Source organism: Streptomyces sp. NPDC020490, assembly GCF_044335305.1.
Classification (GTDB): Bacteria; Actinomycetota; Actinomycetes; order Streptomycetales; family Streptomycetaceae; genus Streptomyces.
This window is the reverse complement of record NZ_JBIRUY010000029.1, coordinates 1-24,126: the sequence shown is the minus strand read 5'-3', so window position 1 is coordinate 24,126 and position 24,126 is coordinate 1. Positions and strand designations below refer to the sequence as shown.

Annotated in this window: 24 protein-coding genes; 18 read left to right on the top strand and 6 right to left on the bottom strand. The window is 70.5% G+C overall.

The window, feature by feature from the left end; genetic code table 11:
• Positions 1-168: 168 nt before the first annotated feature.
• A complete protein-coding gene (locus ACH4ZX_RS27200; protein ID WP_398277926.1) occupies positions 169-609 on the bottom strand; it encodes a MarR family winged helix-turn-helix transcriptional regulator in 441 nt (146 codons plus the stop codon).
• Positions 610-760: 151 nt separating this feature from the next.
• Here ACH4ZX_RS27200 and ACH4ZX_RS27195 point away from each other — a divergent pair, with 151 nt between their 5' ends.
• Positions 761-2,164, top strand: coding sequence for a DHA2 family efflux MFS transporter permease subunit (locus ACH4ZX_RS27195; RefSeq protein WP_398277924.1), 1,404 nt, complete (start codon positions 761-763; stop codon positions 2,162-2,164).
• Positions 2,165-2,562: 398 nt separating this feature from the next.
• On the top strand, positions 2,563-3,096 hold the full coding sequence (locus tag ACH4ZX_RS27190) for an AAA family ATPase (RefSeq protein ID WP_398278172.1): 534 nt from the start codon (positions 2,563-2,565) through the stop codon (positions 3,094-3,096).
• A 270-nt stretch (positions 3,097-3,366) separates the two neighbouring features.
• Here ACH4ZX_RS27190 and ACH4ZX_RS27185 read toward each other — a convergent pair whose 3' ends face one another.
• The 4 genes from ACH4ZX_RS27185 to ACH4ZX_RS27170 all read right to left on the bottom strand — a co-directional run bounded on the left by ACH4ZX_RS27185 (position 3,367) and on the right by ACH4ZX_RS27170 (position 7,616).
• Positions 3,367-4,704 (bottom strand): MFS transporter, encoded by a 1,338-nt coding sequence (locus ACH4ZX_RS27185; protein ID WP_398277921.1) that lies wholly within the window; start codon positions 4,702-4,704, stop codon positions 3,367-3,369.
• Positions 4,701-5,366 carry an ArsR/SmtB family transcription factor gene (locus ACH4ZX_RS27180; protein ID WP_398277918.1) on the bottom strand — a complete coding sequence of 222 codons (666 nt, stop codon included), beginning with the start codon at positions 5,364-5,366 and terminating at the stop codon, positions 4,701-4,703. The genes ACH4ZX_RS27185 and ACH4ZX_RS27180 overlap by 4 nt, the downstream gene beginning before the upstream one ends.
• A gap of 130 nt (positions 5,367-5,496) precedes the next feature.
• Positions 5,497-6,426: an ADP-ribosylglycohydrolase family protein gene (locus ACH4ZX_RS27175; protein WP_398278169.1), complete on the bottom strand. Its 930-nt coding sequence runs from the start codon at positions 6,424-6,426 to the stop codon at positions 5,497-5,499.
• Positions 6,427-6,662: 236 nt separating this feature from the next.
• Positions 6,663-7,616, bottom strand: a complete 954-nt coding sequence (locus ACH4ZX_RS27170; RefSeq protein WP_398277915.1) for a ScbA/BarX family gamma-butyrolactone biosynthesis protein — start codon at positions 7,614-7,616, stop codon at positions 6,663-6,665.
• Positions 7,617-8,056: 440 nt separating this feature from the next.
• Here ACH4ZX_RS27170 and ACH4ZX_RS27165 point away from each other — a divergent pair, with 440 nt between their 5' ends.
• Complete coding sequence (locus tag ACH4ZX_RS27165) at positions 8,057-8,842, top strand: response regulator transcription factor (protein ID WP_398277912.1); 786 nt, start codon at positions 8,057-8,059, stop codon at positions 8,840-8,842.
• 147 nt (positions 8,843-8,989) lie between these two features.
• Positions 8,990-9,598 carry a ScbR family autoregulator-binding transcription factor gene (locus ACH4ZX_RS27160; protein WP_398277909.1) on the top strand — a complete coding sequence of 203 codons (609 nt, stop codon included), beginning with the start codon at positions 8,990-8,992 and terminating at the stop codon, positions 9,596-9,598.
• 83 nt (positions 9,599-9,681) lie between these two features.
• On the opposite strand, the gene ACH4ZX_RS27155 is transcribed toward ACH4ZX_RS27160, so the two are convergent.
• Positions 9,682-10,275, bottom strand: a complete 594-nt coding sequence (locus tag ACH4ZX_RS27155; protein ID WP_398277906.1) for a TetR family transcriptional regulator — start codon at positions 10,273-10,275, stop codon at positions 9,682-9,684.
• Between the two features lie 892 nt (positions 10,276-11,167).
• Between ACH4ZX_RS27155 and ACH4ZX_RS27150 the strand changes: the two genes are divergently transcribed.
• The 14 genes from ACH4ZX_RS27150 to ACH4ZX_RS27085 all read left to right on the top strand — a co-directional run.
• Positions 11,168-11,704 (top strand): hypothetical protein, encoded by a 537-nt coding sequence (locus tag ACH4ZX_RS27150; protein ID WP_398278166.1) that lies wholly within the window; start codon positions 11,168-11,170, stop codon positions 11,702-11,704.
• A 535-nt stretch (positions 11,705-12,239) separates the two neighbouring features.
• The gene (locus ACH4ZX_RS27145) at positions 12,240-12,446 is read left to right on the top strand and encodes a transcriptional regulator (RefSeq protein ID WP_398277903.1); all 207 of its coding nucleotides are present in this window, start codon (positions 12,240-12,242) and stop codon (positions 12,444-12,446) included.
• A 420-nt stretch (positions 12,447-12,866) separates the two neighbouring features.
• Complete coding sequence (locus tag ACH4ZX_RS27140) at positions 12,867-13,175, top strand: dehydrogenase (RefSeq protein ID WP_324788392.1); 309 nt, start codon at positions 12,867-12,869, stop codon at positions 13,173-13,175.
• On the top strand, positions 13,172-13,714 hold the full coding sequence (locus ACH4ZX_RS27135; protein WP_398277900.1) for a nuclear transport factor 2 family protein: 543 nt from the start codon (positions 13,172-13,174) through the stop codon (positions 13,712-13,714). The genes ACH4ZX_RS27140 and ACH4ZX_RS27135 overlap by 4 nt, the downstream gene beginning before the upstream one ends.
• A 27-nt stretch (positions 13,715-13,741) precedes the next feature.
• Positions 13,742-14,224: an ester cyclase gene (locus tag ACH4ZX_RS27130; RefSeq protein ID WP_324788394.1), complete on the top strand. Its 483-nt coding sequence runs from the start codon at positions 13,742-13,744 to the stop codon at positions 14,222-14,224.
• Between the two features lie 191 nt (positions 14,225-14,415).
• Complete coding sequence (locus ACH4ZX_RS27125) at positions 14,416-14,820, top strand: nitroreductase family deazaflavin-dependent oxidoreductase (RefSeq protein WP_398277896.1); 405 nt, start codon at positions 14,416-14,418, stop codon at positions 14,818-14,820.
• Positions 14,817-15,407 carry an NADPH-dependent FMN reductase gene (locus ACH4ZX_RS27120; RefSeq protein ID WP_398277893.1) on the top strand — a complete coding sequence of 197 codons (591 nt, stop codon included), beginning with the start codon at positions 14,817-14,819 and terminating at the stop codon, positions 15,405-15,407. Before ACH4ZX_RS27125 ends, ACH4ZX_RS27120 begins: the two co-directional genes overlap by 4 nt.
• Positions 15,408-15,488: 81 nt before the next feature.
• On the top strand, positions 15,489-16,793 hold the full coding sequence (locus tag ACH4ZX_RS27115) for a cation:proton antiporter (protein ID WP_398277890.1): 1,305 nt from the start codon (positions 15,489-15,491) through the stop codon (positions 16,791-16,793).
• A 164-nt stretch (positions 16,794-16,957) separates the two neighbouring features.
• The gene (locus ACH4ZX_RS27110) at positions 16,958-17,617 is read left to right on the top strand and encodes a hemerythrin domain-containing protein (protein ID WP_398277887.1); all 660 of its coding nucleotides are present in this window, start codon (positions 16,958-16,960) and stop codon (positions 17,615-17,617) included.
• 65 nt (positions 17,618-17,682) lie between these two features.
• Entirely contained in the window at positions 17,683-19,152 is a 1,470-nt protein-coding gene (locus tag ACH4ZX_RS27105) for an MFS transporter (RefSeq protein WP_398277884.1), read from the top strand.
• A gap of 1,153 nt (positions 19,153-20,305) precedes the next feature.
• Positions 20,306-21,226, top strand: coding sequence for a MarR family winged helix-turn-helix transcriptional regulator (locus ACH4ZX_RS27100; RefSeq protein ID WP_398277881.1), 921 nt, complete (start codon positions 20,306-20,308; stop codon positions 21,224-21,226).
• A gap of 196 nt (positions 21,227-21,422) precedes the next feature.
• A complete protein-coding gene (locus ACH4ZX_RS27095; protein ID WP_398277878.1) occupies positions 21,423-23,135 on the top strand; it encodes an NAD(P)/FAD-dependent oxidoreductase in 1,713 nt (570 codons plus the stop codon).
• Positions 23,136-23,175: 40 nt separating this feature from the next.
• Positions 23,176-23,757 (top strand): flavin reductase family protein, encoded by a 582-nt coding sequence (locus ACH4ZX_RS27090; protein ID WP_398277875.1) that lies wholly within the window; start codon positions 23,176-23,178, stop codon positions 23,755-23,757.
• 1 nt (position 23,758) lies between these two features.
• Positions 23,759-24,126 (top strand): biotin carboxylase N-terminal domain-containing protein (locus ACH4ZX_RS27085; RefSeq protein WP_398277872.1); only part of this gene is annotated, 368 nt, incomplete at its 3' end.

Here is a 24,126-nt window from a genome sequence, read left to right as displayed (position 1 = left end):
GCGTGCCTGGCTGCGATCACGAGGTGGGACGAGGCCAACTCTCGTATGAAGGTGGTGTTCTCCGGGCAGTCGGCGTTGATCGTCGAGGATGTGGTGGCTGGCGGACGGTGGCGGACGTGGGCCCGGGCGATCCTGACGGGCCGGGGCGAAGCGGCCGTCCCGCCGGGATCAGTCCCGCCCGGCCGTCGCCTCGCGGACGACGGCCAGCAGGGCCCGGAACCGGATGCGGTCCTCGACGCTGAGCCCGGCCGTCGCCTCGGCGAGCGCGAGCCGGTCCACCTCCTCCGCCTCACGGTGGCACGCGCGGCCCGCGTCGGTCAGCCGCAGCAGGAAGGCGCGCCGGTCCTCGGGATGACGCACGCGCTCGACCAGACCGTCCCGTTCCAGGCTGTCGACGATGCTGGTCGCGGTGCGCGCCGCGACGCCCGTCATCTCGCTCAGGTCCCGCATCCGCAGTGGACGTTCGCTGCGCGCCAGCATCCGCATGGCGCGCAGCCGCGCCACCGACGCCCCGCTCGTCCGCAGTCGGGCCTCCACGAAGCGGCGCAGCCGGTGCGTCGTGTCGTACAGCTCGTCGATCAGGACGTCACTGCTGCCCTGCACTGCCATGTGCCGCTCCCCGTCGCGCGTTCCGCCGTGAAACCGATTCTATGAGTACCGACATAGTGAGTATGCTCAGCATGTTTCGCAGTCTCCTTCCTCCCGCTCCCGCAGACCGCCGCGCTCCCTCCGGCTGAGCCAGCGGCTGGTCGTGCCCGTGATGTGCGTCAGCGTCACCTTCATCGCGATCGTCGACGCGGCGATCACCACGGTGGCGCTCCCCTCCATCGCCCGGCAGTTCCAGCTGACTACGGCCGCCCTCGACGGGGTGGTCGTGGCCTACACGGTGTGCCTGGCCATGACGATCCCCGCCTCCGCCTGGCTCGTCGAGCGCTTCGGCGGCAAGCGCGTCCTGCTCACCGCGCTCACCGCCTTCCTCGGCTCCTCCCTGCTGTGCGGCCTGGCCGCCGACCTCGTCCAGCTCGTCGCCTTCCGCGCGCTCCAGGGCCTGTCCGCCGGTGTGCTCTTCCCGGCCTCCGCCGCGCTGCTCTTCGCCACCTTCAACACGTCCGACCAGGTGCGGATCTCCCGGTACATGATCATCCCGCAGCAGATGGCCCCGGCTGCCGCCCCCGTCCTCGGCGGCCTGCTCGTGGACCACCTGTCCTGGCGCTGGGTCTTCTACGTCAACGTCCCGGTGGGCCTCCCGGTCGTCCTGTTCGGCCTGCTGTTCCTGGCCGAACACCGCGGGCGGCTCCCCGGCCGCTTCGACCTGACCGGGCTGCTGCTGAGCGCCGCCGGCCTCGGCGCCGCGATGTTCGGGATATCCGAGGGCCCCAACCGCGGCTGGTCCTCCTCCGCCGTCCTCGTCTCCCTCGCCCTCGGCGCGATCCTGCTGGCCGCCACCGCCGTCCACCAACTGCGCGCCGCGGAACCGCTGCTGAAGCTCCGCCTGTTCGCCGACCGCCTCTTCCGTGACACCAACCTGATCAACCTGGTCGGCCTGGTCCCGATCCTCGGCGCCATGTACCTCGGCCCGCTCTTCCTCCAGCAGGCGCAGAGCCGCACCGCCCTGGAGTCCGGCACCAGCACCTTCCCCGAGGCCTTCGGCGTCCTGCTGACCGTCCAGGTCGCCGGAGTCCTCTACGCCCGTGTCGGCCCACGGATCATCATCGGGTCCGGCATGGCCGGCGTCGCCGTGGTCCTCGTGCTGTTCGCGACCTGCGACCAGGACACCGGCCTGTGGACCTTCCGCGTCTACATGTTCCTGCTCGGCATCGCCATGGGCGGAGTCTTCATGCCGACGACGGTGGCCTCGCTCGCCAACATCGACCGCCACGACCTGGCCCAGGCGTCCACGCTCAACACCGTGGTACGCCAGACCGGCGGAGCCCTGGCGCCGGTCGCGGTCACCACCGCCCTCGTCCTGAGCACCCCCGCGTCGGCGGCCGCCGACCCGCCGGTCTCCGCCTACCGGTACACCTACCTCGCCCTGGCCGCCGTCGCGGCGGCGACCGCCGTCTTCGCCTTCACTCTCCCGGACGCCGCAGCCCGCGCCGCGGCCCGGAGCACCGCCGCGAAGGCATCCCGGCTGTCCGCCGCACACCCCGAGACCGCTTCCTGATGCCGGTGTTCGAGCGGCGAGTTCGTGCTATCGAACCGGCCCTCGACGGGGTTGTCCTCCACGGTCGGCGCAGTCGCTCGGGGCGCCTTCCTGCGCTCGGGCTTAGACCGCTCGCCCCCACGCGCGTAGACCGCTCGCCCCCACGCGCGGTCCTGTCCGGCCTGGCTCTCGCCTTCGCGGCCGGGCCGTGCCGGCATTGCCCGGCCTGCTCTGCCGGCCTTCCTGTCCCCACGGACCTGTTCCGCTCCTCGCGGCGGCGCTGTCGTGGACGAAGCCACCCAGCTGGAGCCGGGCCGCCGCAGGCTCAGGCAGCTGCCGGGTGACGGCGGCGATCGTCCTGCAACTCCTGGACGGTCGTCCGGGCGGCGCCCCTGGCCGTCGGTAGCGTGAGGGTCGTGATGGTGGGTACTGAAGAAACCCGGCTGGTCGTCCTGCGCGGCAACAGCGCCTCGGGGAAGTCGTCCGTCGCGGCCGGCCTGCGCGAGCGGTTCGGCCGCGGCCTGGCCCTGGTCGGCCAGGACAACCTTCGCCGCATCGTGCTGCGCGAGCGCGACCGGCCCGGAGCGGCGAACATCGGCCTGATCGACCTGACCGCCCGCTACGCCCTGGACGCGGGCTTCCACGTCGTGGTCGAAGGCATCCTCCACTCCGACCACTACGGCGACATGCTCGCGGCGCTGCGCGCCGACCACCGCGGCCCGACCCACTGCTACTACCTGGATGTGCCGTTCGGTGAAACCGTGGCCCGGCACGCCACGAAGCCGATTTCCGATGACGTCAGCGAGACTCGACTGCGTGAGTGGTACCGGGAGCGTGATCTACTGCCCGGCGGCATCGAGACCGTCATCGGCGACGCCAGTGCCCTGCACGAGACCGTCGACCGCATCATGCTCGACACCGGCCTGGCCCACCTGCCCGCACTGGAGCGCTGACCGGGGCACCGTTGCGACACCTGTCGCTGCCGCCGGAAGGACTGCCTTGACACCTCTCCGGCTTTCCGGCGGGGAGGTGCCCCTATGCCTACGACCAGGGGAAACGAGGCCGCACTGAACCCGGGTGCCGACGCCGGCTCCTGCACGGCGGGCTTCACCGCATGGTCCAGTTCCATCAAGGCAGCTCCCGGGCGGAGAACCTCTCGGCGGTGTCACGAGGTTCATCGGGACGCAGGCGATGACCGATGTCGTACACCGTCCCCCGGAGGGTCATGGCACTGCATGTGCGCTGTCGTTCGAGACGTCTTCCCCGCAGTGCGGCTTCAGGACGCGCCGCCCACGCGTACGGTCGATCTCGCGCCATTCCGGCCGCAGTCCGGCCAGGTTCGTGGTGAGGAAGTACGCGGTGCCGCAGGTGAGCAGCACCGGCACGAGTCCGTAGGCGGTTACCGCCGCTCCCGCGACCAGCCCGCCGAGAGGGATGCCCGCCCAGGCCAGCGAGTCACCGAGCGCGTTGACCCGGCCCAGCATCCGGCGCGGCACCCGCTCGACGAGGACGGCTCCCAGCACTGGGTTGACGAAGCCGGCACCGAACCCACTGACCGCGAAGACGGCCAGTACCACCCCCGACGGGGCACCGACGGCTAGGATCAGGAACCTCGGTGCCCCGGCCAGCAGGAACCCGGTGAGAAGCACCTTCCGCCGCCGCAGCCGGTGCGCGACCACTGCGGCGACCAGGCTCCCGCCGACCGCCGCCGCCCCCATGACGCTGCCCATCAGGCCGATCGAGGTCGGGCCGTTGCCGGACTCCCTTGCCCAGACGGGTACGAGCACCGAGGTGATCGCCGCGTCCAGCAGGTTGGTGATGCCGACCATGACGATGACGCTGAGCAGCAGCGGTTCGCCACGCAGGAAGGTGAAACCCTTGCCGAACCGCCGCCAGTAACCCGGTTCCGTTCCCCCGGCAGGCGAGGCGGCTTCCTCGACCGTGTGCCCCATGCCGCGAGGCAGGGCGAGTTTGATGATCAGCGACCCGAGGGCGAAGCAACCCGCGTCGACGGCGAGCCCGGTCAGGGGCCCCAGCCACGCCACCAGGGATCCGCCGACCGCCAGGCCCACGGTGGAGGCGAGCCGCTCAGTCACACCGGCCAGACCGGTGGCCCGCTCCAGTGGCAACCGGCCGCGCTCGGCCGCTTCCGGGACCATCACCTCCTTGGCCAGGTCGCCGGGACCCCGGGCCGCGCCGATCAGCGCGACCAGAACCAGCAGAAGGGGAAAGGACAGCAGGTCCAGGGCGTGGAACAGGTAAACCGCGGCGGCGGCGAGAGCGCTGGCAAGATCAGTGCTCCAGGAGACGCCCCGAGGCCCGATCCGGTCCACCAGCGGTCCGGTGAACGCCTTGACCACCACGTAGGGAGTCATCTCGCAGAAGGCGACCAGTCCGGTCCGGGTGGCGCTGCCGGTTGTGATGAGGACGAACCAGGGCAGTGCCACAACGGAGATCCGAGTGCCGGTCAGCGACACGGCCATGGCCGCCAGCACCCCGCCCAGCGGGCGTAAGGACCTCTTGCCGGGTATGCCGTCGGGCTCCGGGGCGTCGTCGGTCATGACGTCGGGCTTCCTTCTTCTTCCTGAGGGCCGGAAGGGAGCGACGACGCGGCAGGCGCATCGAGTTCGGGCAGGATCTGCGTGATCACGACGACCCGTTCGGCTCCCTCGGGGGCACTTGCCGCCGTCTCCGGCGCGTCTCGCCGGTAGCGCGCGATGACTTCCGTCAACTCCCCGTACAGGGCGGCGGCTTCCTCGGGCGTGAGCCGCAGGGACCAGTCGCTCATGTCGAAGTTGTCCCGCCATGCGCGGGGCATCGTCCGAAGCCCGTTCAGGGTCTGCTGCGTGCGCAGGGTGTAGAGGGCGGCGATGGACTGCTGGTAGGCCAGTGCGGCCTCGGGTTCCCGCTCGGCCAGCTCGGGATCGTTGAACCAGGTGGTCCGGTGCACCGAACGCCACCAGCGCTCTCGCGCGTTGCCGCGTTCGGTGTCCTCCTCGACGAAACCGGCCGCGTCGAGCTGCCGGAGGTGGTAGCTGGCCGTTCCGGAATTCACACCCAGCCGTTCCGCGAGGCGGGTGGCGGTCGACGGACCGTACTTCCGCAGCAGCCCGACCAACTGCACACGCACCGGATGCGCGAGGGCACGCAGCCCCTTGGCATCGAGAACCACCGAGTCAGCTTCGGTCTGCGGGCCGTCCGGCCTCCCGTTCGGGTCAGTCATACCGTCCACACTAGACCGCAAAGATTTGTTCGCAAAGATTCCTTCGCGAACAATCCTTTGCGATCTGGCGGGACTTCGCCGTGCCAGTGCTCATCTGTCAGCCGGCCGGCTGGGGTGGCAGGGCCCGGGTTCAGCCTCCGAGGCGGTGTGCGAGGTGGAGCAGGTCCGCCAGGCGCAGCACCCGTCCGTCGAATCCCGGGAGGGGGACATGGAGCGGCCGGGTCCAGTGGGCGGGGATCGCGTCCAGTCCGTAGTACGCGCCCGCGAGGCCTCCGGTCACCGCGGCGACGGTGTCCGTGTCGCCGCCGAGGTCGATCGCCGCGCGTATCGCGTCCTCGAAGCCGCTGGTGGTGCGCAGGGCCCAGACGGCGGAGCCCAGGCAGGGCCAGACGGCGCCGTTGAACTCGGTCGCCCGGTCGGGGTGCCAGTCGGGGGCGAGGACGGTGGCGTAGCGGCCGCGGTGGTCCGGGTGGACGAGAGCGAGGATGTCCGGGAGCGCGGCGAGGGGGTCGCTTTCCTCGAAGGTGACGCGGATGAGTTCGTGGAAGATCGCGGTGCCTTCCCGGGCCGCGGGGTCCCCGTGGGTGAGGGCGGCGATGCGGCGGGCCGCGTCCATGGTGGCTTCCTGGCCGGCGGCCGCGAAGTGGACCGCGGAGGCCGACGCCCGCATCAGGGAGCCGTTGCCCGCTGCGCGCCGGTTGACCTGGAAATGGGTCGCGGCGGCGAGGTCCCAGGGCATGCCGTTGGTCAGGACGTCCTCGGTCTGCAGGCCGAGGTCCTTCGGTTCGGCTGCCGCCCACCGCTGGAAGCGGGCGAAGACGTCCGGCAGGTCCAGTCCGCCCCGCTCCAGCAGCGACTCCGCGACCAGGACGGCCATCTGCGTGTCGTCAGTGGCCTCGCCGGGGTCCCAGCCACCGCCTCCGCACACCTCGCCGCCGGCACCGGGCGCGGGAAACCGCGCGGAGAACGCTCCCGGGGGACCGAACTCGAAGGGGCCGCCCAGCGCGTCACCCACCGCTGAGCCGGTGATCGCGCCGACGGCCCGCCGAATCCGCTGCATTGGCTGCATTCGCGCATGTCAGCCGTGCTGCGCCGACGACGGTTGCGCGGCGACGAAACCACCCGCCAGGAGCTGCGGATCGCGATCGTGGCCCTGGAACGGGCGCACCGACCACCGGTTCCGGCGCCGGAGACGCCCGGCCCGATTGATCCCGTCGAATACGAGACCGTCATCGTCCGACCCGCAGCTCTGGCCATACAGACCCCACTGTCACACGATGACGCAGCAGACCCGGGTCAGGCGGGGGGCCGCACGGTGAGGTCGGCGGTGAAGACGGTCTTGCGTCGTTGGGTGCCGTGTACGTGTATCAGCAGGTCGTTGTGGCTGGTGTTGTGGGGTCGGCAGTGTGCGGTGATCCAGCAGGGTTCGTCGAGTTCGGCGTAGCGTGTGAAGGTGCTCTTGAGTCCGATGAGTACGGCGCGGGGGAGACCGGCGGAGGCGTGGGCGGCTTGTCGGGCGGCTTCCAGGAGGAGCATGCCGGGTATGTGGTCGACGGGGTGGTCGAAGTAGGTGGGGTGGGTGGTGTCGACGCGTAGTTCCCAGGTGTGAGGGTGCTCTGGGGATCTGGGGCCGAGGACCACGTGCTGGGTGCTGTTGTGGCCTACGGTCGCGGGGTCGACGGCGGGCGGCGGGGTGCGGTCGGTGGTGGTGGGGCGCCGGCCGCGCAGGCGCTGGTAGATGTCCGGGCTCATGCAGCGGAACGCGGCGGTGGCGGTGGCCCGGGCGCCGTTTTCCCGCAGGACGGTGGTGTCGTAGCGCATCTCGCGCAGCAGGCCGCCGCGGCGGACGACGTTCCGGCAGGCTGTGTGCATCTGGATGTCGGTGGGGACCGGGTCTGCGGCAAGCAGTTCCGGTTCGAGGTCGACGGAGATGTCCGACATCAGGAACTGGTGGCCGAAGGGGACGTCGAACTCGGCGTGGGCGAGCAGGGATCCGGCCTGACGGACTGACTCGATCAGCAGCATCGGGTCCTGGTAGCCGCGGCCGGGCGCGAACAGGGCGTGGCAGCGGGGCCATTGGGCCCTGACGAGGAAACCGTGGTGCTCGTCGGGGCCGGCGGGGGCATGTTCCCAACCGGTGAGGAGGACCTCTGAGACTGCCGTGCGGTGGACGTACTCGCGCGGCACCGTGGTGGTCAGTCCGGGGCGCAGCGTCTTCGGGGTCGGCGCCTTGTCGGTGAGGTACGGCATGTGCAGCGCTCCTGTCAGGTTCAGGGCAGGGGGCAAAACAGACCGTACGTCGGCTGTCCTTCCCCCGTGACCGACGTTCTGCGACAAGATACAGACATGTCGGTCCGGTGAGGCAAGAGCCCGATCTGGTTGCCCGGGCCACGTATGTTCCGCCCGGCCGACGGGACGCTGTGACTCGTTCTGGTTTGTCAGCTTTGAAGCGTGCAGAGTCGTATGGTTCCGGTGCGTGCGCGGGTTGTTTCTTGTTCGACAATTTAGCCTTCCTTTAGCGGGCGGCCGGACGTCCCGGGCCTTTGCGGGTGGCGGCACCGCAGGTCAGAGCGGGGGCCGTCGGCGGCGGTCGCGGGCACCGTGCAGCGTTGACAATCAGACAAGTCTGTTTGGTATGGTCTCGCCGTGAGCTCCAGTCCGTGATGACGTGGTTGTGCCAGGGGGAGTAGATGAACTGGCAGTACACGGATCTCCGTAATCCGTCGCCGCGGCGCCATCGCCCGCACGGCCCTGTCAAACCGTCCCGGCACGTGGTCAGCCCTTCGGGTCCGGTCTCGTCGGGCGCCCTGAACGTCCTGGTCGTCGAGAACGACCAGCGGGCCGCCGGTGTGCTCCTGCAGGGATTGGCGCGGCAGGGCTTCGCCGCAAGTGGTGTGACCACCGGCGCCCAGGCGCTGCGCGGGCACCGCGAAGCGGATCTGATCCTGCTCGACCTGGACCTGCCCGATCTGGACGGCCTGGAGGTGTGCCGGGGCATCCGGGCGGTCAGTGACACGCCGGTCATCGCGGTCACCGCGCGCGGCTCGGAACTCGACTGCGTGCTCGGCCTGCAGGCGGGTGCGGACGACTACCTGGTCAAGCCGTACGGTTTCCGGGAGTTACTGGCCCGTATCGAGGCGGTGATGCGGCGGGTGCGCTCGCAACCGGCGCACCCGGCGGTCGCCGGGATCATCACCCATGGACCGCTGTGCATCGACACGGGGGCCCGGGTGGCCACCCTCCACGGCGAGCCGCTGAATTTGACGCGCAAGGAATTCGACCTGCTGTACCTGCTGGCGTCGCAGCCCGGCGCCGTGATCCCGCGGCGCCAGATCATGGCCCAGGTGTGGGACGACGCATGGTCGCCGCGCGGCCGCACGGTCGACACGCACGTGGGCACCCTGCGGAGCAAGCTCGGCTCCAAGGACTGGATCATCACCGTTCGCGGGGTCGGCTTCCGGCTCGGGCGGCCGTAGGGCCGTCCGTCGAGCCCGGCTCAGCCCCCCGTCCGCCGCCCGAACGCGCAAATCCGCCCGCGACCGTAAGTCATCCTGATGATCTCTACGTTTCAATACAATACAAAACGGTCTGTTAAAAATCGCGGGTTAGCGTAAGGATCCACCATGGCTCAACAGGAACGCGGAAAGCGATCGCGAGAGTCGATCCTGCAAGCTGCTGCCCGAGTCTTCGACGAACGCGGTTACGATGCCGCCAGCACCAACGAGATCCTGTCTCGCACCGGACTCACCCGCGGCTCCCTCTATCACCACTTTCCGTCGAAGGAAGCCATCGCCCTGGCCCTGGTGCAGGCTCACGCCGAGGCTCTGCAGCCGCCGGAGCGGCCGGTGAAACTGCAGTCGGTGATCGATCTGACGCTCGAATTCGCCCAGCGCCTCCAGCATGACCCGGTGCTGCGCGCCAGCGTGCGCCTGACCACGGAGCAGACGTCCTTCAGCTGCCCGCCGCAGACCACCTACGAGCAGTCCATGGCCGCTGTCCTCGCTCTGCTGCAGGAGGCGGAGAAGCAGGGCGAGGTGCTGCCCGGGGTGGATGTGCACGAGGTCACGTCCACCGTCGTCGGCTCCTTCACCGGCCTGCAGATCATGTCCCACGCCTTCACCAACCGCGAGGATCTGCCCGAACGGATAGGCGTCTTCTGGAAGTTCTTCCTGCCGGGTGTCGCCACCCCGGGCCTGATCGGCCGACTGCGCACGATGCTTCCGGCGAACTGACGGCGGCAGCGCACCGCGCGGTGTCCTGCGCTCTCCGCCTCCCGCCGCCCGCCCGACCGCAGCCCGGCGCTCGCCGCCCCCGTTCACGTCTTCGGGGCCGGAGGCGCCGTGCCGACCGGACGCTGGCCCGGGTCGTTGTGGTCGAACAGTGGGCGGAGCAGTTCCCACAGGCGGTGGGAGGCCTTGCCGGTCCACCAGCCAGGATCCGTGCGGCCCAGCGTCTCGATGCCCGCGACCAGTACGACGGTCAGGTCGGCGAGGTCCTCCGCCCGGTCCTCGGCCTGCGTCGCCACCATCCGTTCGCGCACCACTGCCAGCACCTCGTCGCGCAGCCGCGGCGGGTCCGCCGAGCCGTCGGCGGCCAGCTGCATGCCAGCCCGGACGACCTTCTCGGTGCGCATCGCCTCGCCGAGCGCGAGCGTGAAACGCTCGGGCGCGTTCTGTAGCGGGCCCGCGAATGCCTCCTCGGTCAGTGTCTCCAGCCGGTGGCGGGCCTGTTCGTACACGGCGGCCGCCAGTGCCGCGGTGGAGGAGAAGTGGTGGTACAGCGCTCCCCGGCTCACCCCCGCCCGGCGGCAGATGTTGACCAGCCCGGCGTCGGAGGGCCGGCCGTCCGCGATCAGCTCGGCGGTGGCACGGACGAGGGCCTGACGCGTCTGCTCGGATCGTGCCTGCACCAGCTCGCACCTGCCTTCTCTTCCGCTCGTGTCCCGCAGGAATCATACAATCTTGCCTGTTTCACATCAGCGCCTCTGTGCCAACTTCCTCCTCTCGGTCTTTACAGAACCTGAACACCCTTGTTTTCGGATTATTTGTCCGAAAATTTTCGGGCAGAAAGAAGAGGGGCGCTGTCTCTCGCCCCCTTTACAATCAGACATGTCTGTTTGTTGAGGCGGCTGTGTGAGTTTCCCGGCGGCTGCCAGGCGCCGCGCCCGGCGAAGAGCCCTTTGAGCGCATGTCGCGGCCCGCTCCGGCATCCGCGCGGCAAGACAGACCAACTGCTCCGCACACCGGCCCCCACGGCGTGCGACCACGCCCGGCTGCCCGGCGAGGCCTCTCGTAGCCGTAGCCGTAGCCGTAGCCGCAGCCGCAGACCCGCCACGGGCGCGGCCCGCCCCTCGGGGCGACCTCCTCGTGTGCTCGCCGGAAGGACGCGGAGACGCCGTCCCCGGCCGGGCGGCGGGCCGGCGAGGTCGTCGGCCGACTTTTCCTTCCGGCCCGTACCAGCCGCCTTCGGCCGGCCGTCGCGCACGGCACCGGGGTCCGGTCGGCCCTGACCGGCCACGGCGCCCCCGGCGAGCGGGCCGCCGGGGGGCGCCGTGGCACCCTCCGCGGCCCCCAGTTGACACGGACTTGACAGTCCGCTGACACGGCTGCGGATGCTTGTGGGAACCCTGAACCGGCGTGCGTTGAACCGGACCGCGACCCACCGCGAGACTGGAGTGAGTCGCAGGAACACCAGGGATTCGGGGGATTGAAATGGATCAGCGACAGCCGCCTACCGAGGTTCACGCGAGTAGGGACTGCGCGCTGCGCTGTGGCCGGATCTGCGCCGAGTGCGTGGAACGGATGGGCCGCGAACTGCGCACCCTGCTCGATCTGTACGAGGAGAGCGGCCAGGCATTGGCCCCCGCGCCGCCGGTGCTGCGCGAGCGGGTGAGCGGAAGCCGCAGCACCGCCGGCATTGTGCTCGACGAACGGGTCGTGGCGCTGCGGGCCCAGGCGGCCGAGGTGTTGGCCCAATGGGCACGGCTCGTCGTGGAAGAGCGCGGTGGCGCCGGTTCCCGTCCAGCGGGGACGGAGGTCGGCGCTCTGGTGAGGTTCCTGGGGCAGCAACTGCCGTGGCTCGCCGAGCATCCCGCGGGTGTGCACTTCGACGATGAGCTCACCGAACTGCGCACCGCCTTCAGCGGGCTGTTCGGGCCGGGGCGGGCGCGCAGGCTCCCGCTCGGCCAGTGCACGCAGCCGGGGTGTGCGGAGGCGCTGTACGGCGTACTGCCGACGCCCGGCGACCGGGTGCCCAGCCATGTCTCCTGCGAGGCCGGACACGTCCTGCCGCCCCGGCAGTGGCTGTTGGTGGCGAGCCGCATGAGGGAGGCCGCCTAGCTCCTGGCAGGCACCGCGGGGCCCCGTCCGGGGGCCCGGCATGCCCCCGCGCCGCACCGGCCGGAAGCCGGGGTGCCCGACCATCGTGGAGGCACACCGCCGGCTTCGTGCGGGGGCCCGGCTTCACCGCCGACGCGCCGGCGGTGAAGCCGGTGCGCCGGGCAGCGGCGTCCGGTGCGTCCCGCCGCCCGTGCGCGGGCAGGGCGCTGCCGCCCGGCGCCCGGCCACCGCGGCCGTCCGGTGCCACGAGCCGGTCCGCCCCTCGGCGCTGCCGAAGCCCGCGCCGGAAGGACGCAGTGACGCTTCCCTCGCCGGACGGCCTTCGGGACTGCTCCTTGCGCCCGTCCTGCGCCTGGTGAGTGATGCTCAGCTCCGATGTTCCGCTCCCCGGCCTGCGCGCGGTCCGGCAGGGAGCGGCGGGACCGGCCTTCGGGGCCGTGGACCGCGGAATGTACGACAACCCATCCCATCCTGCCCCGCTCGCGCGACCTCGCCGTCGTGACCGAGCGGGCCGTACCAAGGAAGGCAGTGCAGCATGACCTGGTCGAAGGGTCCGGCCGCGGGGCCGGCGAAGCGGCGGACGGTGCCGACAGAGCTGGCAGCCCTGGCGATGGGGGTTTCCCAGGCCACCATCCGCAAGTGGGCGAGCCGCGGCAAGATCACCCGCCATGGCGGCCCCCAGCGGGCCGAGTACGACCTGGACGAGCTGCTCGCACTGGCCCGCCGGGGCGAGGCGGCATGACGGCCCGGTGGGCGGGGAGGCCGACCTCCCCGCCCACCGGTGAATGAGGACACGGATCCGTGCGGGGATCCTGAACGAAGCAGCCCCCGTGGCCACCGGCCACGGGGGCTGCTTCGTTCGGGACAGGCCGAAGACAGCCTGAATTACTGAAGAGTTGACGACGAGTGGGGCAGGTGTCACACTTTTCCGGCGCCCTCATGCCCTGACGCACCCGCCCTTCGGGCCGGTGATTCCTGTAGGCGGCGCATCCGCCGGGTTTTTCACGAACCCGCCGGACTCTCCTGACATCCGTATTCCGGTCGGCACACCGATCGGAATGCGGATTTTCTGTTTCCCCGACCTGAGGAAGTGTCGTCGATGCCTGTTTCTACCTGGACGCCCGTCGGTCGATGGACGGGTACGGTCACGCACGACGGTGAGGTGGACGATTACACGGTCACCTTCGAGCCGGACGGTTCGCTCTCCGTCACGACGTCGAAGAGCGCAGGTTACGGCTCGTGGAGCGTCACCGGTGACGACACCATGGAGTTCTCCCTGCGCGAGGACTTCAACGTCGACTTCACGCAGATCAGCCCGAACGGTCACCGTGCCGCGTACATACAGATCGACATCACCGCACGGCGCGACGGCGAGACGTTCGCCGGTGAGGGCAAGGCCGTCGTGCACGGTCCCGATGACGCCGTGATCTACGCGACGGACGCCCAGACCGAAGCGCACCGGGTGTCATGACCCGGGAGCAGGCCGCAGATCCGGCCGCCCTGGCCGCCGAGGTCGCCCGCCTGGCCGACCTCGCGGCGCTGCAGCACCTCATCGAGCGTTACCTGGCGAGCCTGGACGAGGGCGTCTTCGACGAGAGCTGGGCCAGGTCCCTGTTCACCGAGGACATCGAGATGACGTTTCCGGTGGGCAGCCACCAGGGCATCACCGGTGTCACCGGTTTCATCAGCGAGATCATGGCGCGCTGGGGCCGTACGCACCACCACGGCTCCGGCGGCTCGGTCGACCTCGACGGCGATCGGGCCGCGGTCAGCTGGAGTCTGATCGCCTCCCATGTGCACTACGGCTCGCCCCCGCCCCCCGAAGCCACCGAGTACTTCCAGCTCGGCGGACGTTTCACCGGCACCGCGCGGCGCACCCCGGACGGCTGGCGCTTCGACCGGCTGGGGCTGCGCATCGTGTGGACCACCGGAACCGTGCCCAAGGACGTGACCCGGGTCGACACACAAACGCTCGACACCCGCGGAAACGCAGCCCCGTCCCCCGCATAGCAAACCCCTGCAGAGGAGAACGCAAGCATGCCCACCACACTCACCCCCGAGCAGCAGAAGGAACTGGTCGAGAAGGTCTTCCACGAGGGCCTGGACCTCGGCGACCTCTCGGCCGCCGACCGCTACCTCACCGCGGACTTCCGCAACCACGGCAGCCACGACGACTCGATGCGCGGGCCCGAGGCGTTCAAGCACACCATCAGGATCCAGCAGTCCGCGTTCAGCGACATCAAGTACGAGATCCTCGACTTCATCTCGCAGGGCGACAAGGCCGCGATCCGCTGGGTGATGCACGGCAAGCACACCGGCCCGTTCATCGGCATCCAGCCGACCGGGCTGCAGGTGCAGCACCAGGCGATCATCTGGTTCCGCTTCGAGGGCGACAAGATCGCCGAGCGGTGGGGCATCGTCGACAACTTCTCGTTGCAGCGCTTCCTCCAGTCCGGCGGCAAGCCGGTCGGCGCGCTCACCCCGGCGGGCGGCCCCGGCGCGGGCAAGCCCTCCGCCTGAACCCCGTCCCGCTTCCGGCCGTGCTGGTGCCGCCGGAAGCGGGAGCGTCTGCCCGGCCTCCGCTGCCGGCCCTCGCGGCCGGCGGCGGAGGCCGGGCGGCCACGGGCCGTCCGGCGACGCGGCCGACGCGGCCGGGGGACCGATGTGCAAGGGACCGACGTGCAAGAGATCGACGTGCAAGGGAGGAAGACATGCCGATCGACAGGAAAGTAGCCCGTTTCAACCGGCGGTTCGCCAACCGTCTCGTGGGGCCGCTGTTCAGCCGGCTGCCCGGGTTCGGGAAGGTCCACCACCGCGGACGCAAGTCGGGGCGTGAGTTCGCCACCCCGGTGAAACTGTTCCGCCGTGGTGGGGACATCATCATCACGCTGCCCTACGGACCCGGCTCCGACTGGGTGAAGAACGTGCTGGCGGCGGGCGGCTGCGAGATCACCACCCGCGGGCGCCGCATCCGGGTGGCCAATCCCGTCGTCTTCACCGACGACGGCACGACGAAGATGCCCGCCCTGACCCGCCGGATCCTCTCCAGGGTCGACGCCACCGAGTTCCTCGCGCTCACACCGGTGGCCTCCCCGGCATCGGCGGCCCGGCGATGAGCGCGCAGGGGCGGGTGACCCGGCCGGTCAGGGTCGTCCTCCTGGTCGGCTCCGCCCGCGCCGGACGGCTCGCCCCCGACGTCGCCGGCTGGTTCGCCCAGGTCGCCACCCGGCGCGACGACATCGTCCTGGACGTCGTCGACGTTGCCGAGCACCTGCTGCCCGCCTCCCTCGCCGAGGACGACGCCGGTGCCGCGGCGCTGCGCCCGCGGCTGGCCGGGGCCGACGCCTACGTGGTCGTCGTACCCGAGTACAACCGCAGCGTGCCGGGCCCGCTGAAGACCCTCATCGACAGCTTCCAGTCCGAGTGGGAGGCCAAGCCGGTCGGCTTCGTCGGGTACGGGCTCGGCACGGCCGGCGGGGTACGGGCGATCGAGCACCTGCGGCAGATCTTCGCCGAGTTCCACTGCGTCGGGATGAAGGACATCGTCACCTTCCCCCGCGTTCTCGACCAGTACGACGGCGAGGGCCGCTTCCCCGCCGATCCCGAGGGCGCTGAAGCCGCCGCCAAGCTCATGCTCGACCAGTTGCTGTGGTGGGCCGAAGCGCTGCGAGAGGCCAAGGCGGTCCGTCCTTATGGCTCCTGAGGCCGGCATTGCCCGCCCCTGACACCGGATGTCGCACGCACCCGCGCGCGCCCCGTCCCTTCCCTCACCCAGGAGACCGCGATGGCAGCTGTCCCGGATCCGCTTCCCGACCTCCTGATCGCCCTCCCGGTGGTCATCCTCGCCTGCCAGGCCGGCGCCCAGTTCATCAGACGGCTCGGCCAGCCGCCTGTCGTCGGTGAGATCGTCGTCGGCATCCTGCTCGGCCCCTCGCTGCTGGGCTGGCTGTGGCCCCAGGCGGAGGCCGGACTCTTCCCGCCGTCCGTCCTGCCGTACATCGGCGTGCTCGGCAACATCGGACTGCTCGTCTTCATGTATCTCGTCGGTCTCGAGCTGGACCTGGGATCGCTGCGCGGACACAGCAGAACCGCGCTGGCCGTCTCCCAGGCCGGCATCGCGGTGCCGCTGCTGCTGGGGACCCTGCTGGCGTTCGCCATGTACGGCGATTTCGCTCCCGCGGGGGTCGACAAGCTGCCGTTCGTGCTCTTCATCGCCGTCTCGATGAGCATCACCGCCTTTCCGGTCCTGGCCCGCATCCTCACCGACCGCGGCCTGTACCGCACCAGGGTGGGCGCGCTCGCCATGGCCAGCGCGGCCGTGGACGACGTGAGTGCGTGGTGCCTGCTGGCGGCCGTCGTGGCGGTGACGAAGAGCAACTCGCCGTGGGAAGCCGTCACCACCGCCCTGTACGCCGTGGCCTTCACGCTGGTCATGTTCCTCGTGGTACGGCCGCTGCTGGCCCGGTGGGCCGTACGCGCTGAACGCCGGTACCCCGACGGCGTCATCCTCGTCGTGCTGTTCAGCGGGCTGAGCGTGGCCGCGTACGCCACCGACCGGATCGGGGTGCACGCGCTGTTCGGCGCGTTCCTGTTCGGTGTGGTCAGCCCGCGCGGCAGCCGCAGGACCGAGGCCACCGCGGCCCGGCTGCGCGCGTTCACGGTGCCGGTGCTGCTGCCGCTGTTCTTCGTCACCACGGGCCTGAAGACCGATGTGTCGCTGCTGGCCGGGAGTGCCACGCAGTGGCTCTGGGCGGGTGCCGTGCTCGCGGTGGCGGTGCTGGGCAAGTGGGGTGGCGGCTCGCTCGCGGCGCGGCTGTCGGGCCGCGACTGGCGGGACGCGATGTCGCTGGGGGTGCTGATGAACTGCCGGGGGCTGACCGAGCTGGTCGTGCTGAACATCGGGCTCGATCTCGGGGTGATCGGTCCGGAGCTGTTCACCGTTCTGGTGCTCATGGCTTTGGTGACCACGGCGATGACCACCCCGGCCCTGACCTGGCTGCGCAGGGGTGCCGACGACGGCCTCGCGGTGGACGAGCCGCCCGCGGCCGACCGTGACGAGCCCGCCATACAGCCCGCGAGACCCCGCTGACCCGCCGCTCCGACCGCGGGGGCGGCGGTCCCGCAGCAGCCCTCCCCGGGATTACTTCACCTACTGATGGTTGGGATGTTGTTGATTGGCTGCTTGATAGATAAGTGCATTGACGATAGTGTCGGAGTGCGACACGGAGCAGTGAGGCAGCCAGGGAGAGAAAGATGAGCCAGGAGTTCAAGAACCTCGACATGACGATGATGTTCGCGATCCACGACGCGCTCCGGCGCGAGCTGGAGCGGATCGCGCGGATCACGGCCCGGGTTGACGAGGATCCCCGTCACGTCCTGAGCACCGCGGTCGGATGGGAGCTGTTCAAGAAGTTCCTGACGATCCATCACACCTCCGAGGACCTCACCGTGTGGCCCGTGATGCAGCAGGCGCTGGCCGGCAAGCCCGACGAGCTGGCCCTGCTGGACGCGATGGAGGCCGAGCACGCGGTCATCGACCCGCTGCTGGCGGACATCGACGCGGCCCTCGCCGACCGGGACTCCGGCCTGGAGCGTCTGGGTGGTCTCACCGACACCCTCCACGCCCAGGTCAGCGGCCACCTCGACCATGAGGAGCGGGACGCCCTGAAGCTCATGGACATCACCATGAGCCAGGAACAGTGGGCGGTCTTCAGCACCGAGCAGCGCACTCGCGTCGGCGACGACTCCCGCCGCTACCTGCCCTGGCTGCTGGACGACCTGCCCGCCGACAAGCTCGCCCGCGTCATCGGCAAGCTGCCCGAGCAGCTGCGCACCGCCTACGAGACCGAGTGGCGTGCCGCCTACGAGGCGCTGGACATCTGGGGCACCAAGGCCGGCTCCACCGCCGGCTGACCCCGGGGCGCCACCCGACGACAGCCCTTACATCCCCCCAACACAAAGACAACCGGAGAGAGTTCATGTCGCTGCAAGACCCGACCCAGGCCGGCCGCAAGGCCGCGGCGCCCCCACAGGACGGCAGACTCGGCCTCGCGCTACTGGTCATCGCCGCAGCGCAGCTCATGCTCGTCCTCGACAACACCATCGTCGCCGTCGCCCTGCCGAGCATGCAGAGCGCGCTGGGCATGACCGAATCCAGCCTCGGCTGGGTCGTCTCCGCCTACGCACTCGCCTTCGGCGGTCTGCTGCTGGCCGGCGGGCGTGCCGGTGACCTCTTCGGCCGCCGCCGGATCTTCCGCATCGGGCTGGTCCTCTTCACCGCCGCCTCGCTGCTCGGCGGCCTGGCCCAGAGCGGGGAACTGCTGATCGCGGCCCGGGTCATCCAGGGAGCCGGCGCCGCCATCGCCGCCCCCACCGCCCTGTCCCTGCTGGCCACCACCTTCCCGGCCGGTCCCGCACGCAACAAGGCCCTCGGCGTGTACGGCGCGATGGGCGGCCTCGGCTCGGTCGTGGGCCTGCTGCTCGGCGGCGCGCTCACCGAGTACCTGAGCTGGCGCTGGGTGATGTTCGTGAACATCCCGATCGCCCTCGCCGTCCTGTTCGGCACCAGCGTCCTGATCGAGGGCGAGCGCGAGCGCGGCAAGGTCGACGTCCCGGGCGCCTTCACCGCCACCTTCGGATTCGGGGCGCTGGTCTACGGCATCAACCGCGCCGGTGACAAGGGATTCGACGACGCCGCCACGCTGATCGGTCTGGGCGCCGCGCTCGTGCTGCTGCTCGCCTTCGTCGCCATCCAGCGATCCAGCAGCGCGCCGATGATTCCCCGCGGTGTGCTGGCCGACAAGAGCCGCGTCGGCGCCAACCTGGTGATGTTCCTGGTCGGAGCCGGCATGCTCGCCACCTTCTACTTCCTCACCCTCTACATGCAGGTGGTCAAGGGCTACGAGCCGATGGTCACGGGCCTGGCCTACCTGCCGTTCGCGCTCGGCATGGGCATCGCGGCCGGCGGCCTCGGCCCGCAGCTGCTGGCGAAGATGCCCGACCGCAACGTGATCGTCCTCGGCCTGATCATCGGTATCGCGGGCATGGTGTGGTTCAGCTTCGTGGAACCCGGCCAGAACCCGCTGGCCGTCCTGCTGCCCGCGCAGCTGGTCGTCGGCCTGGGACTCGGGATGGTCTTCGTGGCCGTCACGATCATCAGTGTCCGCGGTGTCGACCCGCAGGCCACCGGTGCCGCCTCCGGCCTGGTCAACACCGCTCAGCAGATCGGCGGCGCCATCGGCCTGAGCACGCTGGCCGCGGCTGCCACGGTCATCACCGAGAACCACCTGCCGGGCAACCTGCCCGAGGCGCTGACCACCGGGTACTCCTACGGGTTCCTGCTCGGCGGCGGCATGTACCTGCTGGCCCTGCTCGCAGTGCTGGCGACCGTCCCCGCGACGGCTCCGCACCCGCAGCGCGACGGAGAGTCCAACCCCGTCGCGCTGTGACCAGATCCGGCGGCCCCGCTATTCGTCCCCCGGCGCGGGGCCGCCGGTGTCTTCTCCCCCGTCCCCGCAAGTGCGAAGGCGCATCGAGTCATGCCGGGTCCCGCCGAGTCCTTGCACAACGAACAGCCCGTCCAGGACGTGATGACCGAGTCCGGGGCGGCGCACAAGCGTTCCCTGGCCCTGTCTGGGCAGGTCCGCCCGGTCACCCTCGCGACCCCGCGCGCGGTGGCCACCCACGCAGCCGGCCGCCGCCCGGACCACCGCCGTCGAGGCCCGGGCCGAGAGCCTGCACCCCGAGTCCCTCCAGCGGGTGCCGGGCCGGCCGGCGTGCTCACACCGGACTGCCGGGTCCACGGCCCGGCACAGCCGGGGGAGGAACTGCGCTGCGACCACCCTGCAGCCCGCCGTCCCATTGGCGCCGGCGGGCCGGCCGGGCACGGCGACCCCACCCCGGTGGACCCGCCGCACACACCGCGCACCGGTGAAGCGGCCCACCCCGCCCACAGGGACGAACCGCCGCCCGACCGGGTCCCGGCCGAGTCCTGCGACGCCGTCCCGGCCGGCCACCCGGCGCGCGGCGTCCCGCCGATCGCAGCGCTCGGCAACAGCTCCGCCCCCGGTCACCGCCACGGCCTCGCCGACGGTGTCCTGCCCGCGGACCGTCCCGCATCGCCCGGCACGCTCGGCGGCCCGCCAGGAGCGCCTCCGAGCGGCCGTGACGGATGGGCCCGGGCCGTCACCGGGAGCACCGTCGGCGAGCTGCCCGCGGTCGGCGGGGGCTGCGTCCTCTCCTCCGGCCCGCACACCGCACCGTCCCGAAGGCGCCCCGGACCTCGCGGCGCCGCGCCGACGCCGACGCCCGGGGGCACCTCGCCGCGGCCCCGGTACTCCCGCCCGCTCCACCGGCGCCCGACGTTCCATGGACGACCCGGCGCGGCCGGCCGGGCCGGCGGGGCTGACGGCGGCCGGTGTCTGCCAGGCAGGCGGCCACGCGGCAGCAGTGCGGTCGGTGAGCGAACCGGTACTGCCGACCGGGTGCGCTGATCCCCGCTCTCCTGGGGCGGTGCACTCGCCCGGAGCGCGAGTGCACCCCTCGTATACTCGGTTCGGAGGTGCTGTCTTGCGGCGTGAACGCGATGAGGGTCGAGGTACCGTGTCCCGGACCGAGGAGCTCGCGGAGGTGCCCGGAGCCCTTCCGGAATCGCTCACGGGCTTCATCGGTTACCTCCTGCGCCGGGTGTACGCGCAGTTCTCCGCGGCCGCGGACGGCAGCGACAGCGACTCCCGGGACTTCCTCGTCCTCGACGCGCTCACCGGCCGTGACTGGGAGTCCCAGCTCGACCTGGCCGAGCGGCTGGGCATCAACCGGACCATCATGGTGTCGGTCATCGACCGGCTGGAGGCCTGCGGCGAGGTGCAGCGCACCCGCAATCCCGGAAACCGGCGCCAGTACGTGCTCTCCCTGACCGACAAGGGACGCAGAGCCGCCGAGGACCGGCGCCGCGCCGTGGCCGAGCGGGACGCGAGACTGACCGCCGTGCTGACTCCCGAGGAGACGGCCCGGCTGGACGAGTTGCTGGCCAGGCTGCTGCCCGAGTCCGCGCAGCCTCTGGTGCAGGGTACTGAGTACCTGGTGGCGCAAGCCCATCACCGGCTGCGCCGGCACGGTGACGAGAAGCTGGCCGGTACCGGGCTGCGTGTGCGCCACTACGGCCCGCTGTCCGCTCTCCAGGCGTACGGGCCCTGTTCCCAGCAGCAGCTCGCCGAGCTCCTCGCCATCACCGGGCCTGCCGTCTCGCAGCTGGTGGACGAGCTGGTCAAGCAGGGTTTGGTGCGCCGCGGCCGCGACCCGCGTGACCGGCGCCGGTACGCCCTGGAGGTGACCGGGCTCGGCCTGGAGAAACTCGGCATCGTCATGCGGGCCGTCGCCGAACTGGCGGCCGACGTGGCCGGCATGCTCGGCCCCGGAGGCGAGGACGAGCTGCGCGTTCTCCTGCTGAAACTCCTGGCCTCGACGCATTCTGGAACCGCGTTCTCCGAATTTTCCAAACCCTCGGCCCCAGCCAGGGGTTGAACTTCCGCGAAAATCCTGTCACGCTAATTCCGGCGGCACTCGCACGCCCTTTTCAGGCTCTTCATTCCATCCTTCCGGATCGTAGTCACCTCCTTTCCGGAAGGCGTATGAGGGGCCTTTTTTCATGCGGTTCTCCCGCCGTGGCCGACTCGGAATTCTTGCTGTGCACCGCCCCCCCCGACGAAGGAGACAGCTCATGGTCGCGAAGCTGACCGAAGGCATGCCGGAACCGGCGAGCATTCCCGAGGAGATGACCTTCGACGTCATCATCCTGGGCTCGGGCATGGCCGGTTCCGTCACCGGCGCGATCCTGGCCAGGCATGGCGCGAAGGTCCTGCTGGTCGACGCCACCGCCCATCCGCGCTTCGCCATCGGTGAATCCATGACCCCGCAGCTCGTGGAGTGGATCCACATCCTCGCCGAGCGGCACGACCTTCCCGAACTGAAGAGCCTGGCCAGCGTCGAGGCCTCCACCCGCGACATCGCGCCCTCTTTCGGCACCAAGGCGCATTTCGGTTTCATGAAGCACGAGGTCGGCAAGGAGCCCGACCCGCGCCAGGCCACCCAGCTGGCCCTGCCGAAGATCTTCCACCAGAACAGCCACATGTTCCGCCAGGACAGCGACGCCTTCATGTTCCACGTGGCGATCAAGTACGGCTGTACTCCCCGGCAGAACTGGCGGGCCACCGAGGTCGAATTCGACGACGACGGTGTGACCGTCCTCGGCAAGAGCGCCGCCCCCGGCGCCGAGCCCGAACTGTACCGGGCGAAGTACCTGGTGGACGCCTCCGGTTTCCGCTCGCCGCTCGCCGACAAGTTCGACCTGCGTGAGAAGCCGGCCCGCTTCAAGCACCACTCCCGTTCGATGTTCACCCACTATGTCGGCGTCAAGCGGTTCGACGACGTGAGCGGCCACCCCGCCGGCCTGCGCCCGCCGGCCGACTGGCACACCGGCACCATGCACCACCTCATCGAGCGCGGCTGGTTCTGGATCATCCCCTTCGACAACCACAAGAAGTCCCGCAACCCGCTGTGCAGCGTGGGCCTCACCATCGACGAGCGCACCTACCCCAAGCCGAAGGACCTCACCCCCGAGCAGGAGTTCCAGCTCTTCCTCGACAAGTACCCGGCAGTCAAGCGACAGTTCGACGGCGCCACCCGAGTACGCGAGTGGGTGTCCACCGACCGGCTGCAGTACTCCTCGAAGCAGACCATCGGCGACCGCTGGTGCCTCATGTCGCACGCGGCCGGCTTCCTCGACCCGCTGTTCTCCCGCGGCCTGTCCAACACCATGGAGGTCGTCGACGCGCTGACCTCCCGCCTGGTGGCCGCCCTCAAGGACGGCGACTTCTCCGCGAAGCGTTTCGAGTACGTCGAACGCCTGGAGCAGGGGCTGCTGCAGTACAACGACGAACTGGTCAACAGCTCCTTCATCTCCTTCTCGCACTTCCGCCTGTGGAACGCCGTGTTCCGGGTCTGGGGCTCCTTCATCACCCCCGGCACCATGCGGCTGACCCGGGCCCGCCTCCAGCACGTCCGTGACGGCCGCGAGGAGCACTTCGACGAGCTGGAGCAGGTCCCGTACCCGGGCCTGTGGTGGCCGCAGAGCGACTCGTTCAAGCAGCTGCTCGAGGCCACGGGGGAGACCTGCGAGAAGTACGAGGCCGGCGCGCTGACCGGTGACGAGGCCGCCGACATCGTCTTCAAGCTGCTGAAGGACTCGCCCGTCGTCAACCCGGTGTTCGGCTGGAAGGACGAGCAGAAGCGCTTCATCTACCCCTCGACGGCGATGATGGCCCGCTTCCTGTACTGGGCGTCGGTCCAGGCTCCGCCGGAGATGAACAGCGTCGGCCGTGAGTTCCTCCTCGGGATCCTCAAGGCCGGGTCCAAGGTTCGCAAGCTCCTCTGATCCGCGCGGCATTACTCCGACACCCATGGAAGGGATGCGCATGTCCGCAGCAGCGCGGTCGCTGACCCGCGCCCATGAGCGCCAGCCCATCGAGCCACTGAGTCTGCGCCGCGTGTGCGGCCTGTTCACCACCGGCGTCACGGTCATCACCACCGGGCCGGAGGAGAACGCGGACGGCACGACCGTCAACTCCTTCACGTCCGTCTCGCTGGAACCCCCGCTCGTGCTGTTCTGCCTGCACAGGAAGTCACGGCTGCACGCCCCGCTGGAGGAGAGCGGCGGGTTCACCGTGAACTTCCTGTCCGGGCGGCAGCAGTCGCTGGCCCGCTCCTTCGCCGAGCGCCGGCCCGACGCTTTCGAGGGCGTCCCGCACCACTTCACCGCCGACGGACTGCCCGTCCTCAGCGAGGCGCTCGCCTACCTCGCCTGCACCACGGTCGACGTGCACGCGGCCGGGGACCACGACATCGTCGTCGGCGAGGTGGTCGATCTGAGCCTGCCCCAGCACAGCCAGGAGCCGTTGATCTTCTTCGACGGATCGCTGGGGCCGCTGCAGACGGACGCCGGACGCTTCAGCCACATCGTTCCGGAGTCTCCGGGACCGGACCGACAGGCGTCCTGACATGCGCAAGGTGCTGATCGCCAACCGTGGTGAGATCGCTGTCCGTGTCGCCCGGGCCTGCCGGGACGCCGGTATCGCGAGCGTGGCCGTCTACGCCGACCCGGACCGGGACGCTCTGCACGTCCGCGCCGCGGATGAGGCGTTCGCTCTGGGCGGTGACACCCCGGCCACCAGCTATCTCGACATCGGCAAAGTACTGGCCGCCGCCCGGGAGGCCGGCGCGGACGCGGTCCACCCCGGCTACGGCTTCCTCTCGGAGAACGCCGACTTCGCCCAGGCCGTCCTGGACGCGGGCCTGATCTGGATCGGCCCGCCCCCGCAGGCCATCCGCGACCTCGGCGACAAGGTCGCCGCCCGCCACATCGCCCA

Bases quoted from the DNA above. Each gene is read 5' to 3' on its own strand.
- ACH4ZX_RS27200 (WP_398277926.1), bottom strand. From the start codon at position 609: ATGGCAGTGCAGGGCAGCAGTGACGTCCTGATCGACGAGCTGTACGAC.
- ACH4ZX_RS27195 (WP_398277924.1), top strand. From the start codon at position 761: ATGTGCGTCAGCGTCACCTTCATCGCGATCGTCGACGCGGCGATCACC.
- ACH4ZX_RS27190 (WP_398278172.1), top strand. From the start codon at position 2,563: ATGGTGGGTACTGAAGAAACCCGGCTGGTCGTCCTGCGCGGCAACAGC.
- ACH4ZX_RS27185 (WP_398277921.1), bottom strand. From the start codon at position 4,704: ATGACCGACGACGCCCCGGAGCCCGACGGCATACCCGGCAAGAGGTCC.
- ACH4ZX_RS27180 (WP_398277918.1), bottom strand. From the start codon at position 5,366: ATGACTGACCCGAACGGGAGGCCGGACGGCCCGCAGACCGAAGCTGAC.
- ACH4ZX_RS27175 (WP_398278169.1), bottom strand. From the start codon at position 6,426: ATGCAGCGGATTCGGCGGGCCGTCGGCGCGATCACCGGCTCAGCGGTG.
- ACH4ZX_RS27170 (WP_398277915.1), bottom strand. From the start codon at position 7,616: ATGCCGTACCTCACCGACAAGGCGCCGACCCCGAAGACGCTGCGCCCC.
- ACH4ZX_RS27165 (WP_398277912.1), top strand. From the start codon at position 8,057: ATGAACTGGCAGTACACGGATCTCCGTAATCCGTCGCCGCGGCGCCAT.
- ACH4ZX_RS27160 (WP_398277909.1), top strand. From the start codon at position 8,990: ATGGCTCAACAGGAACGCGGAAAGCGATCGCGAGAGTCGATCCTGCAA.
- ACH4ZX_RS27150 (WP_398278166.1), top strand. From the start codon at position 11,168: ATGGGCCGCGAACTGCGCACCCTGCTCGATCTGTACGAGGAGAGCGGC.
- ACH4ZX_RS27145 (WP_398277903.1), top strand. From the start codon at position 12,240: ATGACCTGGTCGAAGGGTCCGGCCGCGGGGCCGGCGAAGCGGCGGACG.
- ACH4ZX_RS27135 (WP_398277900.1), top strand. From the start codon at position 13,172: ATGACCCGGGAGCAGGCCGCAGATCCGGCCGCCCTGGCCGCCGAGGTC.
- ACH4ZX_RS27130 (WP_324788394.1), top strand. From the start codon at position 13,742: ATGCCCACCACACTCACCCCCGAGCAGCAGAAGGAACTGGTCGAGAAG.
- ACH4ZX_RS27125 (WP_398277896.1), top strand. From the start codon at position 14,416: ATGCCGATCGACAGGAAAGTAGCCCGTTTCAACCGGCGGTTCGCCAAC.
- ACH4ZX_RS27120 (WP_398277893.1), top strand. From the start codon at position 14,817: ATGAGCGCGCAGGGGCGGGTGACCCGGCCGGTCAGGGTCGTCCTCCTG.
- ACH4ZX_RS27115 (WP_398277890.1), top strand. From the start codon at position 15,489: ATGGCAGCTGTCCCGGATCCGCTTCCCGACCTCCTGATCGCCCTCCCG.
- ACH4ZX_RS27110 (WP_398277887.1), top strand. From the start codon at position 16,958: ATGAGCCAGGAGTTCAAGAACCTCGACATGACGATGATGTTCGCGATC.
- ACH4ZX_RS27105 (WP_398277884.1), top strand. From the start codon at position 17,683: ATGTCGCTGCAAGACCCGACCCAGGCCGGCCGCAAGGCCGCGGCGCCC.
- ACH4ZX_RS27095 (WP_398277878.1), top strand. From the start codon at position 21,423: ATGGTCGCGAAGCTGACCGAAGGCATGCCGGAACCGGCGAGCATTCCC.
- ACH4ZX_RS27090 (WP_398277875.1), top strand. From the start codon at position 23,176: ATGTCCGCAGCAGCGCGGTCGCTGACCCGCGCCCATGAGCGCCAGCCC.